The following is a 13,888-nucleotide window of genomic DNA, read 5'->3' on the forward strand; positions in this document are numbered from 1 at the left end:
CCGCCACGTCGCTCACTATGGTGCGGACATCCCAGCGCAAGCCGCACACCTTTTCCTGGACTTGTCGCGTCATGGCCGGGCGGTGGCCGAATCACGTCGAACGGTGGACGAATCAGTCCACAACCCGTCCTTGGATGAACACATACGGTCACGCAAGGGTGCCGCAGCCGTCACTGTCGTCGCGTGCGCGCACTCCCGTGACGAGCGCCGAGGCGGGGGTACGAGTGAGGTGTCCACCACGGACACGGCCCCGGAAGCATCGCACCGACGACTCGAAACGATTGTCATGTGAGGGAGCGCGCACGCTGTCCCCGGGACGACGGCAGAACGCCGACCGCTGCGGCACGAGCCGAGGCGCCGAGCAGGAGAGAAAATGAGGCATGGGTACGACGGACTCCTCCCGAGCAGGCGACGGCCGGCCAGCGATGGGTCCCGCCACGCCGCCCAGTGGCCTGCTCGATCTCCTCAGCGTCGCTGCGGTGGTGCTGGACGCGCGGGGCCAGGTCGTCTTCTGGAGCGCGAAGGCCGAGGAACTGTTCGGTTACACCGCAGCGGAAGCGCTGGGGCAGTACGCGGCTCCGCTGACGGTCCACGAGGAGCACCGGGACGAGGTGATGAAGCTGTTCGCCGATGTCCTGGAAGCCGGCACCGACTGGGCTGGGGCCTTCCCGATCCGGCACAAGGACGGCAGCACCCGCATGGTCGAGTTCCGCAACATGCGGCTGCTGGACGACCTCGGCGACACCTACGTCCTCGGCCTTGCCGCGGACCAGGCAGCCGTGGAGCGGGTCGAGCGAGATGCCGCCCTGGCCATGCGCCTGGTCTCCCAGTCCCCGATCGGGCTGGCCATCCTGGGCCCGGACCTGCGGTACCTGGCCGTGAATCCCGCTCTCGAACGCATCACCGGGCAGTCCGCCGCCGAGCGTCTCGGCCGGCCGGTCAGCGAGGTCCTGACCTACCTGGAAACGGACCCCGAGGCACGTCTGCGTCGTGTTCTGGAGACGGGCGAGTCGGTCGTGGACCGGGACATCGTCTGCCGTCCCCCGGCCGACCCGGACCACGAGCACGCATGGTCCGTCTCGTACTACCGGCTGGAGGATTCCGCCGGGCGGGTGCTGGGCCTGGCCTACTCCGTCATCGATGTCACGGAGCGTTACCGTGCCGCTGACGAGGCGGCGCGGGCCAGGCAGCGGCTGGCCCTGATCGCCAGGGCTTCCGCCTCCGTGGGCACCACCCTCGATCTGGAGACGACAGCGCGCGAGCTCGCCGACGTCGTGGTGCCGGTGCTGGCCGATGTGGCAGCCGTGGACGTACTCGACAGCGCCCTTGACGGCAGGACCGCGCCTCATGAGGGTCCGGCCCTCTTCCGCGCCCTCGCCGTCTCGGCGGTCCGCTCCGCCGAGGCGGTCCGCCTCGCGGCCGACCCGCCAGGGGAAGTCGCCACCTACGGCAGCGACCGCCTGATCACCCAGTGCGTGCGCACCGGCCAGCCGGTACTGGTGCCCCACACCACCCGTCGGGACCTGGGGCGCATCGCCCGCCACGGCGAGGCCGCATCCCTCCTCGCGACGGCCGGGGTGCACTCCTACCTGGCCGTACCGCTCATGGCGCGGGGCGAAGTCCTCGGCGCTCTCGACCTCAAGCGCACCTCGAACCCCATCCCATTCGATGACGACGACGCTTTCCTCGCCTGGGAGTTGGCCGCCCGAGCCGCGGTCTGCATCGACAACGCCCGCGGATACCAGGCCCAGCGCCATGCGGCCCTCACCCTCCAGCGCAGTCTGCTCCCCGAGCCCCCCTCGCACCTGCCCGGCCTGGAAGTCGCCTGCCGCTACCAGCCTGCCGGCGCCACGAGCGAGATCGGCGGCGACTGGTACGACGCCATACCTCTCCAGGGGGACAGAACCGCCCTGGTCGTCGGGGACGTCATGGGCAGCGGCATCAATGCCGCCGCCACCATGGGGCAACTCCGCAGTGCTGCCCGCGCCTTCGCCGAGCTGCGCCTCGCCCCCGCCGAGGCCCTGCGTCACCTCGATCACCTGACCGAAGGGGTCGGGCAGACCATCACCACGTGCATCTACTGCATCTACGACCCTCACCAGGGCCGGTGCGAGATCTGCCTGGCCGGCCACCTGCCCCCGGTCCTGATGCGCTCCGGTCACGCAGCACAGCTTCTCGACCCTCCCACCGGAGCGCCGCTGGGCGTCGGCGGGGTGCCCTTCGAGGCCACCACCATCGCCTTCCACCCCGGTGACGAACTGGTCCTCTACACCGACGGCTTGGTGGAGACCCGGAGCGAGCCCATCGACGCTCGCCTGGGCACCCTCCTCGACGCACTCACCACGACACGCGGCCACGACCTGGAGGACACCTGCGACCGCCTCCTGGAGATTCTGCGCTCGCCCGGTGGTGAGGACGACGTCGCGCTGCTCATCGCCCGGGCCCGGGCCTGAGCCACCACGCGGAGGGCTCACCTGCCCGAGCGAACGCACCGTGCCGTGGGCCGACGTGTGTGTCGAAGGCGTACACTGCCACGGTGACGCCCCCTCGCTGGACCATCAGGCCGGGCCGGTCGTTGACCGTACGCTCCGGAATCGTCACGCTGTCGGCCGACCTGCCGGCGATATCGACGATGTGATGCGCGATCCGCTCGGTGTCCGGGTGCCGGGGTCATCGGTTCGAGTGTGACGAGGAAGGCCACGCCGACCGACTCGTCCAGGTGACCAGCTCGCCCGGGTCTGCTGGGACTGCCGGGTCTGCCATGGCGGTTACGGGCGTTCGTCGGCCCACCGGGTTCGACCGGGCAGCGCCTCGGGATCCATTCGCCCGCACATCGTTCGCGTACGACGCCGTCCGAGCCGAACAGCAGGCAGATGCGGCTGGTGACGCTCGTCAGCCAGACGCGGGGCCGCTCCTGCCCGGACACGTCCCACCAGCGGGTGCAGGCCGTCCTCGACGGGGGCTCGGCCCCGGTCACACAGCCGGGATTCCGCAGGCGACACCCATCAGTTGACGCCGCTCGGAGGCTCCCTGGGCCGGGGATCCGCCCTCACCGACCTCATGACGGCCTGTGTCGTCGTCCTGCTCGGAGGATCACATCCTCCAGGAAACCCACGTGAGAGATGAAGGAGACCGATGAGCCACCTCGAGAGCATCGCCGACCGCATCGAGATCGAGACGCTGCGCGGCGAGTTCACGGATGCTGTGATGATGCGTGACTACGACCGCCTTGCGTCTCTCTTCGCAGACGACGGCGTGTGGCGGATCCCGGAAGCCAATGTGGAGTTCACCGGGCCGCAGGAGATCCGTGCCGGGGTCGAGCAGCTGCAGAAGGAGTGGGAATACTTCGTGCAGACCGCGCACCCTGGCACGGTCGAGCTGGCGGGCGACACCGCCTCCGGCCGTGCGTACATCCAAGAGCTCGGGCGCCTGCGCGACGGCAGGTCGGGACTGAACTACTCCCTGTACCACGACCGATACCGGCGCACCCCGGACGGCTGGAAGTTCACGGAGCGGGCCTATGAGGTGCGCTACTTCGACACCACGCCACTGGCGGGCTCGGGGTCTTCGCCGGACGCGGCAGGGGCGTCCTGACTCGTGAGGCCGCGATCCGCGCCGGGGACTTGCCGCCGGCGCGGATCGCATCCGCGCAGCCCGGCTTCCTCGGCGTGACGGCGGACCGCACCTGGTTCCACCCGCCCCGCGGGCAGCGACGCCCCCATGCCGCCGCGACTCGGCCCGGGTCCGGCAGCGGCAGGTTCCCGGCGCCGGCTTCCGCATCGGCACAGGAGGCTGCCGCCCGGAGCGCTGCCCCCGCGCCGCTTCACGCCGCCTCGCTCACCGCCGACTGAACCCCGGATCGGCCGATTCCGGCGAAGAGAGCTGAGCGCCGTGGGCGACAGCGGCCCGCCCTGGCCGCACGTTCGTCGTCCATGACGGAGCCATCCCGTCGGCAGCGTCATCCAGACGACGGCGAGCCCTGTCCTGGTCGTGGCGGTCGCAATCGCCCTCGGTCTCCGGTCGACGCGAGCCGCTCGGGCGGGCTTGCCGCGGCGGCCGCCCCACCGCCGTGGCGTTCGCGGTGACCAGGCGGTCGACGGACCTCCGTCTGGACTCCGAGACCGTCGGGTCTGCCGGCGACAAGCCACTGTGGGTCCGGTTCCTGCCGTTCCCCGGCTCCGCGTCGGTGCGACCGACTCGATGCCGCCCGGGCCCGCACCGGTTCGCCGGGAACCAGCCGGTCACGCCCGCGATCCGAGACGCCGCGCGGCCTGCTCTCGCCACGGCGGAGGGCCCAGGTGAGTCACCCGCGGACGGCGGCCGGACCGGTGGCCGGCGGGCACAGCGCCCAGGAGGCCGCCAGCCGGGCAGGCCGACGTCTGTGTGGACCCAGGCATCGATTCCCCCTGTGCGCCCCCGCGTCCAGCCGACGGGCAAAGACCGTGAAGCCGGGCCGTTTCCGCAGCAGCCACCCCCGGCGGTCGGCCGCACGGGTCCTTCAGGGCACGGCAGGACCGTTCCGTAGGCGGCAACAGCGACTCCGCACAGCCTGTGGCGAATACACCGACGCCGCGCCGTGAAACCCCTTGCTTATTCGCTGGGCATCGCCTTTCACGATAGAACACATCGCCTGTACCGGAAGAGTCCGGATCCACTCCGGATAGAGGCCGACTCGCATTCGAATTCCTTGACCGTGCAACATTCACCGTCGCCTATGAAAGGTATTCTCAGCGGCTTCGCCCGGTGTCGATCCGGATACCGAAGTCCGGCGATGCGGCGCCCGCCGGCGACCGATTCGGCCTCCGGCGCCCGGCGAACCCCGATCGCCCTTCGTCCGCAGCGGCGACTCCATGCCCGAGTTGCCGGGATTGGCCGATTGGCCGGTCTGGATGACGGTGGTCACGGAGGCCAGGCCCCCCTCGCTCCGGGTCCGGCCCCGCCAGGTGATTCCCGCGAGTGGAATATATCAATCCGCTCGTTTGGTCACGGTGCCGCGGCAGGATGATCTATCCAATGAGCAATGTCAAGGCTTGATCCACAACGAAAGGCCAACTAATGTCTGTCCGGTCGGCAAAGCCGTGAGCTCGGCAGGAGAGAGGAACTGCACGAGCTGAAGGAACCACAGTCAGGATCAGGGGAAAAGCGTGTCGGCTTCGGCAAATTCCGGTTTACGACCCACTGTCCCTGACCTAATGAGCTATTCCAGGCGGAGCCTGCACCGTCATCCGGTCCACCGGCCGGTGCCCGCCTCTGAAGACCGCGTACGGCGCAGCTCCCGTGGCGCCGGGAAGCACTGTCCCGGCACGGAGATCCGCCGATGACGCCGGAGACCGTGAGCCTCACGGCCACCTGCAGCCAGGGCTCCGGTGCGCCGCGCCCCACACCCCCGTTCGTCGTGCTTCTCGGCACCGACTACGCCGGCAAGTCGTCGGCGCTGACGGAAGTCGCCGAGCGCGCGCCCTCCTGGCACGTCGTCTCCCTCGACGACGAGTTCCTGGAGCCCGGTCACTCCCTGATCGGAAGGCTGCGCCGCAACCTGGTCGCCGACGTCCTGCCGGACCTGCATCACGGCTACTCCCTCGACTTCATGGTCAGCCTGCTGCAGACCGCGACGGTCCATCTGCGCGACAGCATCGAGCGCAGCCCGGGCGGAGCGCCGGTCCTGGTCGACTCCTACTACTACAAGATCCTCGCCAAGTGCCGGCTGGCCGGAGTCGACCGCCATCCCCTGTTCGACTGGTGGCGCGGCTTTCCCCAGCCGCGCCGGGTGGTCTTCCTCGAGGTGTCGGCGGCCGAGGCCTGGACGCGCTGCGGTGAAGGAGCCCGGACCAACCCCCTGGAGTACTACGGCGAGCAGCCCGACCAGGTGTCGTTCGAGAAGTTCCAGTGCGACCTGCGCGAGGCCATGTGGGAAGAGGTCCGGCACCTTCCGGTCACCGTCGTCGAGGAGCAGGAACACGTCTCGCGGACCGTACAGATACTAGGAGAGGTGATGGGCCGTGAAATCGGCTGACATGTGGACTGACCCGGCGCGGATGCGCAGCTACCGGGAGCGGGTCCTCGGTGAACGTGAGAGCCTCCGAGCCGCGCTCGCGGACGCGGAAGGCCACCAACGCCGGGTCCTGACCGAGCTGCTGGAGTACAACGCCGACACCGAATACGGCCGCGCCCACTCCTTCGATGCGATCCGTTCCCTCGACGACTTCCGCAAAGCGGTGCCGATCAACGACTACGCCGCGCTGTCACCCTGGATCGAGCGGATGGCGGCGGGCGAGAGCAACCTGCTGAGCGCGGACGACCCGGCGGTGTACTTCACCAGCAGCGGCACCACCGGCGCCCACAAGAAGATCCCGGTCACCGCGGCCTTCATGCGCCGCACCTTCTTCCCGTTCTACTACGCGGCCTGGGCCCCGCTGATCGAGCACTTCCCCGATGTGCTCGAGCGGCCCGACGCGGTACTGAACCTCAAACACGACCCGCGTCCCGCGCCGCCGACCACCGCCTCGGGCCGGCCCCATGTCGGCGCCAGCCAGGTCGACCTCGGCACCAGATTCGGCGAGCCGCTGTCCGCCGAGCCCGGCACGTTCGCGTCGTGGGGCACACTCCCGCTGGCCGTCGAGGAGAACGACCACCTGGAGAAGACCTACCTGCGGCTGCGACTCGCGGTGCAGAGCGATGTCCGCTGCATCATCGGGATCAACCCGGCGATGGTGGCCGCCCTGCCCTACCAGCTGAACCTCTGGTGGCCCCGGCTGGTCAAGGAGATCCGCGACGGAACGCTCGGCGGGGTGCCGTACGGCAGCCCCGACCCGGAGCGAGCGGCCACACTGGAACGGCTCGCCGACCACTTCGGGACGGTGCGCCCGGCCCACGTCTGGCCCCACATGCGGGCGCTGTTCTTCTGGACGACGGGTATGGCGTCGCTCTACCTGTCGCGGCTGCGTGAGGAGTTCGGTCCGGGCGTGACCGCACTGCCCGCGCCCGTCGCCGCGTCCGAGGGGCCCGTCGGTGTCGCCCTCGACCGGCACGGCTCCGCCGGCTCGCTGGTGGTGACCGCGTCGGCCTACGAGTTCCTGGACGCCGAGTCCGACATCAGGCCCGACTCCGCGACCCTGACCATGCACGAGCTGGAGCCGGGCCGCGACTACCACGTGATCTTCAGCCACATCGGCGGCCTCTACCGCTACGCGGTCGGCGACGTCGTCCGCGTCGTCGACCGGGTCGGCGGCGTGCCACGGGTGGAGTACGCGGGCCGGAGCACCCGGTCGGACGCCGTCGGCGAGCGGCTGCGCGACGCCCAGGTCATCCGCGCGCTCGCCACGGCCGCCCAGGCCACCGGCCTGGACGTCCGTAACGCCGCCTGCCGGGTGACGGACCGGCCCGAGGGCGCCACCCCGCACTACGAGTTCGCCGTCGCCGCCCGCGGCACGTGGAGCGAGCAGGAGACGGATCGCTTCGCTTCCGAGCTGGACACGGCCATCGGCCGGGAGGCCGCAACCTACCGGACAGCACGTTCGGCCGGCCGGCTGGGCTCCGTGGCCGTGCGGCGCCTGGACGGCGACGCCTTCCTGCGTGACTGGCACGCCAGCGTCGCCACCGGCATCCGGCCCACCCAGGTCAAGGACCGGCTGTTCAGACAGGACCACACACTCTGGGAGCGGCTGACCGGTACCGACCCGGTCAGCGGGGGAGGCAGGGCATGACCGAGAAACTGGACGCCGTCGAGCGGACCGCGCTCCTGACGGCAGCGCTCCGCGCGGCCGAGACCGGCCGCGAGGACCGGCTCTACAGCGACCCCTATGCGGCCCGGCTGGCCGGCGAGGGAGGTCTGGAACTGCTCCGCGAGATCCGCGAGGCCACCTTCCCCAAGGACGCGGACCGCACCGTACCGAGCACCCCCGACTACAACGCCATCCGCACCCGGTTCCTCGACGACTTCCTCCAGGAGGCCGCCCAGGACCCGGCGATGAACCAGATCGTGCTGGCGCCCGCCGGGATGGACTCGCGCGCCTACCGGCTCGACTGGCCCTCCCGTATCCGCTACTTCGAGGTCGACCGGCCCGCGGTCCTGGCCTACAAGGAGGAGCGCCTGAAGGACGTACGGCCCCGGGTCGACCATCGCTCGATCGCCCTCGACCTCACCTCACCCGACTGGGAGAGGAAGCTGGTGGACGCCGGATACGACCCGGAGCAGCCGTCCACCTGGCTGCTGGAGGGGCTGCTCTACTACATCCCCCACGACGACACGCACCGCATCCTCGACCGGGTGGCGGCGATCATGAAACCGGGCAGCCGGATCGCCGCGGACATCGTCAACGAGTCCGCGCTGACCCTGCCGCACATGCGTGACCTGCTCGACGTGTTCGCCGGCTGGGGCTGCCCGTGGCTGTTCGGCACGGACGAGCCGGAAGCCCTGTTCGGCGCACACGGCTTCACCGTGCAGGCCACGCAGCCCGGCGACCCGGAGGCCGACTACGGACGGTGGCCCGACCCGGTACCGGACCGCTCCCAGACCGGCGTGCGCCGGGTGTTCTTCGTCCACGGGCGACGGAGCTGAGATGGCGAGCGCGACAGTAGTCGGCGGGAGCATCGCCGGTCTGGCCACCGCACTCGCCCTCAGCGGTGCCGGCTACGAGGTGCGGGTGCTGGAGCGCTCGGCCCCACCTCCCGAGGGGCCCCTCGAGCAGGCCGTACGGGACTGGCACCGGCCCACCGTGCCGCAGGCGATCCACTCCCACACCCTGACCTCGGTCGGCGTACAGGCGCTGCGCCGCCGGGCCCCGCAGCTGCTCACCACGGCCCTGGAGGCAGGTGCCGAACTGCTGGACCTGGTCGAGGCGTTGCCCCCGATGGTCGACAACCGTGCCCGTGAGATCGGCGACGACGAGCTGGTGGCCCTGGCCTGCCGGCGCAGCGTCCTCGAGCTGCTCCTGTACCGGACCGTGCGCAACCTGCCGCAGGTCCGGTTCGACCACGCAACGGTGGTCCGCGGGCTGGCGCTCGACTCCTCCGGCGAGCGAGTGCGCGGAGTGCACACCGCCGGCGGCGAGCTGCTGCCGGCCTCGGTCGTGATCGACGCCACCGGCCGGCGTGCCGAGTCGCGCCACTGGCTGACGGCCGCCGGCATACCGGTCGCCGAGGACCTGGTCCAGCCCTCCGCCCTCACCGGCTACAGCCGCCAGTACCGGCTGCGCGGTACCGGGCGCCCAGGACCGCTCAACCGCGGCAACGCGAGCGGCGGGGTGTGGGACCACTACGCCGCCGCGCTGCACCCGGCGGACAACCACACCTTCGCCGTCGCGGTGATGGTGCCCCCCGGCGACCCGGCCACGGCACGCCTGCGCGAGCCGGCCGCGTTCACCGCCGCCGCCCGGGCCACTCCCGGTATCGGTGCCTGGCTCGCACCCGGGGTCAGCGACCCGCTCACCCCGGTCAACGTCATCGCCTGCCCGCCGAACACACTGCGCGGCACGGTGACGACACGGCAGCGGCCGGTGGCCGGACTGTTCGCGGTCGCAGACGCGGCCTGCGTCACCAACCCGCTGTACGGCCGCGGCATATCGCTCGCGCTGGACCACGCCTTCCGGCTCGCCGACCTGCTCGCCGGCGCGGCGCCCGACCAGGCGCTCGGGCAGGAGGCCGCCCGGCTCGCCGAGCAGTGCTTCACACCCTGGTACGAGTTCGCGGCTCGTGAGGACGCGGAGCGAGCCGCTCAGTGGAAGGCGGCGACCGAGGGCGACCGGCCGCCGACGCCGCCCCAGGAGCAGCGCGGCGACGGACCGAGTTCCGCCCAGGTGCGGGCCGCGGCACTCACCGACGGGCTGGTCTGGCGTTCCGTCACCCGCGTGATCATGGGGCTGAGCACTCCGGCCGCGGCCTTCGGCGACGAGAAGTTCCGGGCCCGGGTGGAGCAGGCGTCCCCGGTCGATCCGGCGCTGCTGCCCGCGGTGCCGAGCCGGGACGAGTTCCTCCACCTGATCGCGGCAGCGGAAGGAGCGTAGTGGAGACCACCCTTGAGGCCACCTCGGTGCGCGACCGGGCACAGCTCCCGCACGCCGAAGCCATGCCCCCCGGCACGGTGCGGCGCCGGGTGCTGCTGGCCCCGATCACCGTGACGCCGTCCAAGCCCCTGACACCGAGTCATCTCAAGGGGCTGCTGTGGACGGACGTGATGTACCGGGCCACCGCGCAGCTCGCCGAGGTGACCTACCGATACAGCCCCACCACCTACCACCTCACCGAGCAGACCCTCGGGTTCTGGGAATACCTCGACCGCACCGTCGGGGACACCGACTACTCCGGTCTGACGGAGGAGGCCATCGGCGAGTTGTACGTCGGCTACCGCTCCGAAGGACAGCGGGCCGGGCTCGCCGCCCTGCGTCCGTACGAGGAGGCCGTCGAGCTGCACGGCTGGGTCCACCCGGCGAGCGCCCGGGTCCTGGAGCTGTGGGCGGCGCACTACGCGCGCCTCGGCATGCACGACCCCGGTCTGCTCGCGCACCAGCCGCCCGGCCTGGGACTGGAGGAGGTGATCGACCGCCTCGGCGCCGTCGGCATGTGTCTCGACCAGCGCGCCTACGGCGGCCCGGTCTTCCTCGACGCCACCCGCTACGGGCTGCCGCTGCGCCAGATCGTCGACGCCCAGGGCCGGCCCAACTACCTCGCCTGCGCCCTGCGGGAACTCGTACCGCTGGCACCACGGTTCGACGAGATGGTGCTGCTGTACGACCGCGAGCTGGAACCCGACTACCTGCTGCTGGAGCGCACCCTGTCCGAGTTCGGAGCAACCGTGCGCAGGGTCACACTCGGCCGGGTGCCCATCGACGGGGTGATCCGCTCCGCACGCCATGGTGACTGGCACGACCACACCACCGGCGCCGTGCTGAGCAGGGCCGCGGCCGAGTACGACGATCCCGTGCTCCGGCTGGGCCTGCGCCTGTACTTCATCGCGGTGCTGGGCCAGGGCCAGCAGCAGTCCTTCCGCCACGAGGCGCTGCGTCAGAGTCTGGCGCGTGCCGCCCGGCTGCTGTCCCGCGCGAGCGCCACCGACCCGGCACCGCTGGAGGAGGTGCTCTCCCGGCACCGCGGAGACCACCTCTACGTCAATCCGTACCGGCTGACGTCCAGTCTCCTGGCCAGACACCGGCCGGCACCGAGTCCCGACCTGCTCTCGGCGGTGTACCTGTGACCGCCTCCCAGGAACTGCTCCGTGCAGAAGTGGCCCGGCGCATCGTGACCGCCAGGCCCGAGCTGGCGGCTCGCCACGACCTGCTGACCGCCGACGGGCTGCTGGCCGCCAAGCAGGAGATCACCCGGGCCGCGCAGGACGCCAAAGTACTGGCGGTCTGTGTGCTGCGCGACTTCGACCTGCCGGCCTGGGTGCGTGCCACGTGCGCCTTCGCCGCCCGCGTCGACCGGGCCACGGCCGCCGACTGGCGCCGCGACTTCACCCGGACCGTCTTTCTCGCCGGAAACCCGGACAACCTCAAGGACCGGTTCGCCTTCGGTCATGTGGCCGACGACGGGTCGGCCGCCTGGCAGGGCCCGGCACCCGCCGAGGAGAGCACCGCCCTGCGCCGGCTGCTCAAGCTCTTCCACGGGTCGGCCGGACTGCCGACCCGTCCCTCCACGGTGGTGCGGGTCCTGGCCGACCGGGACCCGCGAGGGCGCGCTCCGGTCCGGCGGGAGCTGCACGTGGCCACGGCCGGGGTGACCATCGCCGACTCCCTGGTCCACCTCAACCACCTGCTGGTCGAAGCCGTACTGGACGAAGTCGTCGGCCCCGGCGACGAGTTGGTCGTCCGCCAGGCGCCCTGGTTGCCGGCCTCGGCCGGTCCCTTCGCGGCCGTGCGGATCGACGGCACGCCCGACCGCCCGGACCGCCTCCGTGCCTACACCGCCCTCACCGAGGAAATCCACGATGCCTGATCCGACCCCCCGCCCCGTGGACAGCCCGATCCGCTTCGGCTACCCGAGCTCCCCGCGCACGGCCCTGGACATCCTCGCCTCCGCGGGGCTCAGCGAGGATCGGGCCGTGCTCGCCCCTTACGACCTCGCCGATCCCTTCTCCGCACTGCGCCGCGGCGAACTCGACGTGAGCGTCGTCAAGTTCGGCCCGCAGGAACCGGACCTCGTCACGAGCAAGGTGCTGCACTTCGAGCCACGCGCCGTCGTGGTGAGCGCGCGGCATCCGCTCGCCGGCCGCGACACCGTCTCCGTCGAGGAGATCGCCGCATACGACGCCTTCGAACGCCCGGGTGACTTCCCCGAGTACCTGTGGGACGACATCGTGCCGCGCCGTACCCCACAGGGCCGGCCGATCCACCGGCGCCACCGGGTGAACGGTATTCCGGAGATGATGGCTCTCGTCGTGCAGTCCGACGCGGTGCATCTCTCGGTGGCCTCCTTGGCGGACATGGCGCCGCCGGCCATCCGGGTCGTACCCGTCCATGATCTGCCGCCCGCACCGGTCTGCCTGGCCTGGTACCGGCATGCGGAACTGCCCGGACACGTGGCGCGGTTCATCGCCGCCGCGGAGGCCGCGAGCCCGGTGGCCGCAAGCCGGTGACACCGGGCCCCGGGCCGCCGCGCGCGTTCCGTCAGCCGTGCAGCACCCGGCGGATCGCGTCGATCTGGTCGCGCACCATCCGCTCCGACACCGCGGCTTCGGTGATTCCGGTGCAGGCGTGGAAGGTGCCGGGGTAGTGGTGCAGCTCGGTCGGCACGCCCGCCTGGACGAGCCGTGCGGCGTAGTCGAGGGCCTCGTCGCGCAGCGGGTCGAACTCGCAGGCCGAGATGAAGGTGGCGGGAAGCCCTGTCAGGTCGTCGGCCCTGGCCGGTGCCGCGCAGGGCGGGACGCCGGTCCGCTCCGAGCCGTCCTTGCCGCCCAGGTAGTGGTGCCAGCTCAGCAGCGCGGCGCCCCGGTCCACCACCGGTGTGTCGGTGAAGGCACGGGCCGACGGGGTGTCCAGCCGGTCGTCCAGCACCGGGAAGCTCAGGCACTGCATCCGCAACGGCAGCCCGCGGTCGCGGGCCAGCAGGGCCAGCCCGGCGGCCAGCCCGCCGCCCGCGCTGTCACCGGCCACCCCGAGCCGGTCGGGATCCACACCCAGTTCCGGGCCGTGCCGGACGACCCACTCCAGTACGGCGCAACAGTCGTACAGACCGGCCGGGAACGGGTCTTCCGGCGCCAGGCGGTAGTCGACCGAGAACACCATGACCCGGGCCTGTTCGGCGATGCGCAGCACAGCCGAGTGGTTGGTGTCCAGGTCGCCGCTGACCAACCCGCCCCAGTGCATGTACACCAGGCCCGGTATCGGTGCGGTGACTTCGTGCGGCCGGTAGACGCGCACCGCCACCTCGGGAGCGCCGGGCGGCCCGGGCACCCTGCGGTCCTCCACTTCCACCGGCTCGGTGGGCCGGTACACAGGCAACTGCGCGACCAGCGACGTCAACTCGGCGCGGGCCTGGACCACATCGTTGTAATCCATGGGCTTGAGCTGCGGTGCCCAGGGGGCCAGCTCGGGGTCGTACAGGTAAGCCATCAGCTTCCTCTCGCATGGACTCGCCAGCTGCTCCCGCATCCGTCTCGTCGGACTGCCCGGAGCAACTGCGCTTGATCCATTCTCTCTTCCGGCCCCCGCCGATGTGGCGGAACCGGGTCTCGGTACAAGGGCCGGGCCGTCGCGTCGTAGGCCGCTACCAGCAGGATCGGGTCCTCCGGGGGCAGACACCACGGCCGGCCCGGTGCAAAGGCCGCCGTCGGCAGGACCACGGTCACGTCTTCGCGCGGAGGAAGACCTGGAACATCCTCCGCGACTGCCGTCCGCAGGGCGACGGCATACCCACCGAGGTGCTCGGCATCGCCCGACTGCACAACCTGACAATT

The 13,888-nt window shown here is 71.2% G+C and carries 10 protein-coding genes and 1 pseudogene; 10 read left to right on the top strand and 1 reads right to left on the bottom strand.

Annotated features, from left to right (window positions below):
- The first annotated feature begins 380 nt into the window (after nucleotides 1–380).
- The 9 genes from K7G59_RS15720 (at nucleotide 381) to K7G59_RS15760 (ending at nucleotide 12,568) form a co-directional block, all read left to right on the top strand.
- Nucleotides 381–2,453: a SpoIIE family protein phosphatase gene (locus K7G59_RS15720; RefSeq protein WP_225834560.1), complete on the top strand. Its 2,073-nt coding sequence runs from the start codon at nucleotides 381–383 to the stop codon at nucleotides 2,451–2,453.
- 682 nt (nucleotides 2,454–3,135) lie between these two features.
- Entirely contained in the window at nucleotides 3,136–3,594 is a 459-nt protein-coding gene (locus K7G59_RS15725; RefSeq protein WP_225834562.1) for a nuclear transport factor 2 family protein, read from the top strand.
- 1,723 nt (nucleotides 3,595–5,317) lie between these two features.
- Entirely contained in the window at nucleotides 5,318–6,013 is a 696-nt protein-coding gene (locus tag K7G59_RS15730; protein ID WP_225834564.1) for a hypothetical protein, read from the top strand.
- Nucleotides 6,000–7,703 carry a GH3 auxin-responsive promoter family protein gene (locus tag K7G59_RS15735; RefSeq protein WP_308295045.1) on the top strand — a complete coding sequence of 568 codons (1,704 nt, stop codon included), beginning with the start codon at nucleotides 6,000–6,002 and terminating at the stop codon, nucleotides 7,701–7,703. The genes K7G59_RS15730 and K7G59_RS15735 overlap by 14 nt, the downstream gene beginning before the upstream one ends.
- On the top strand, nucleotides 7,700–8,557 hold the full coding sequence (locus K7G59_RS15740; RefSeq protein WP_225834565.1) for an SAM-dependent methyltransferase: 858 nt from the start codon (nucleotides 7,700–7,702) through the stop codon (nucleotides 8,555–8,557). Before K7G59_RS15735 ends, K7G59_RS15740 begins: the two co-directional genes overlap by 4 nt.
- A 1-nt stretch (nucleotide 8,558) precedes the next feature.
- Nucleotides 8,559–10,001: an NAD(P)/FAD-dependent oxidoreductase gene (locus K7G59_RS15745; RefSeq protein ID WP_225834566.1), complete on the top strand. Its 1,443-nt coding sequence runs from the start codon at nucleotides 8,559–8,561 to the stop codon at nucleotides 9,999–10,001.
- Nucleotides 10,001–11,188, top strand: a complete 1,188-nt coding sequence (locus K7G59_RS15750; RefSeq protein WP_308295046.1) for a hypothetical protein — start codon at nucleotides 10,001–10,003, stop codon at nucleotides 11,186–11,188. Before K7G59_RS15745 ends, K7G59_RS15750 begins: the two co-directional genes overlap by 1 nt.
- On the top strand, nucleotides 11,185–11,928 hold the full coding sequence (locus tag K7G59_RS15755) for a DUF6182 family protein (protein ID WP_225834567.1): 744 nt from the start codon (nucleotides 11,185–11,187) through the stop codon (nucleotides 11,926–11,928). Before K7G59_RS15750 ends, K7G59_RS15755 begins: the two co-directional genes overlap by 4 nt.
- Nucleotides 11,921–12,568: a LysR substrate-binding domain-containing protein gene (locus tag K7G59_RS15760; protein WP_225834568.1), complete on the top strand. Its 648-nt coding sequence runs from the start codon at nucleotides 11,921–11,923 to the stop codon at nucleotides 12,566–12,568. Before K7G59_RS15755 ends, K7G59_RS15760 begins: the two co-directional genes overlap by 8 nt.
- Nucleotides 12,569–12,599: 31 nt before the next feature.
- Here K7G59_RS15760 and K7G59_RS15765 read toward each other — a convergent pair whose 3' ends face one another.
- On the bottom strand, nucleotides 12,600–13,544 hold the full coding sequence (locus K7G59_RS15765) for an alpha/beta hydrolase (RefSeq protein WP_225834569.1): 945 nt from the start codon (nucleotides 13,542–13,544) through the stop codon (nucleotides 12,600–12,602).
- Nucleotides 13,545–13,777: 233 nt separating this feature from the next.
- On the opposite strand from K7G59_RS15765, the pseudogene K7G59_RS15770 reads away from it, so the two are divergent.
- Nucleotides 13,778–13,888: pseudogene (locus K7G59_RS15770) on the top strand (IS5/IS1182 family transposase); the annotation flags it as partial.

The sequence above is a fragment of the Streptomyces sp. NK08204 genome, assembly GCF_020400585.1.
Lineage (GTDB): Bacteria > Actinomycetota > Actinomycetes > Streptomycetales > Streptomycetaceae > Streptomyces.

What these genes read in the sequence shown, in the direction of transcription:
- K7G59_RS15720 (WP_225834560.1), top strand. Translation starts at nt 381, where the DNA reads ATGGGTACGACGGACTCCTCCCGAGCAGGCGACGGCCGGCCAGCGATG.
- K7G59_RS15725 (WP_225834562.1), top strand. Translation starts at nt 3,136, where the DNA reads ATGAGCCACCTCGAGAGCATCGCCGACCGCATCGAGATCGAGACGCTG.
- K7G59_RS15730 (WP_225834564.1), top strand. Translation starts at nt 5,318, where the DNA reads ATGACGCCGGAGACCGTGAGCCTCACGGCCACCTGCAGCCAGGGCTCC.
- K7G59_RS15740 (WP_225834565.1), top strand. Translation starts at nt 7,700, where the DNA reads ATGACCGAGAAACTGGACGCCGTCGAGCGGACCGCGCTCCTGACGGCA.
- K7G59_RS15745 (WP_225834566.1), top strand. Translation starts at nt 8,559, where the DNA reads ATGGCGAGCGCGACAGTAGTCGGCGGGAGCATCGCCGGTCTGGCCACC.
- K7G59_RS15760 (WP_225834568.1), top strand. Translation starts at nt 11,921, where the DNA reads ATGCCTGATCCGACCCCCCGCCCCGTGGACAGCCCGATCCGCTTCGGC.
- K7G59_RS15765 (WP_225834569.1), bottom strand. Translation starts at nt 13,544, where the DNA reads ATGGCTTACCTGTACGACCCCGAGCTGGCCCCCTGGGCACCGCAGCTC.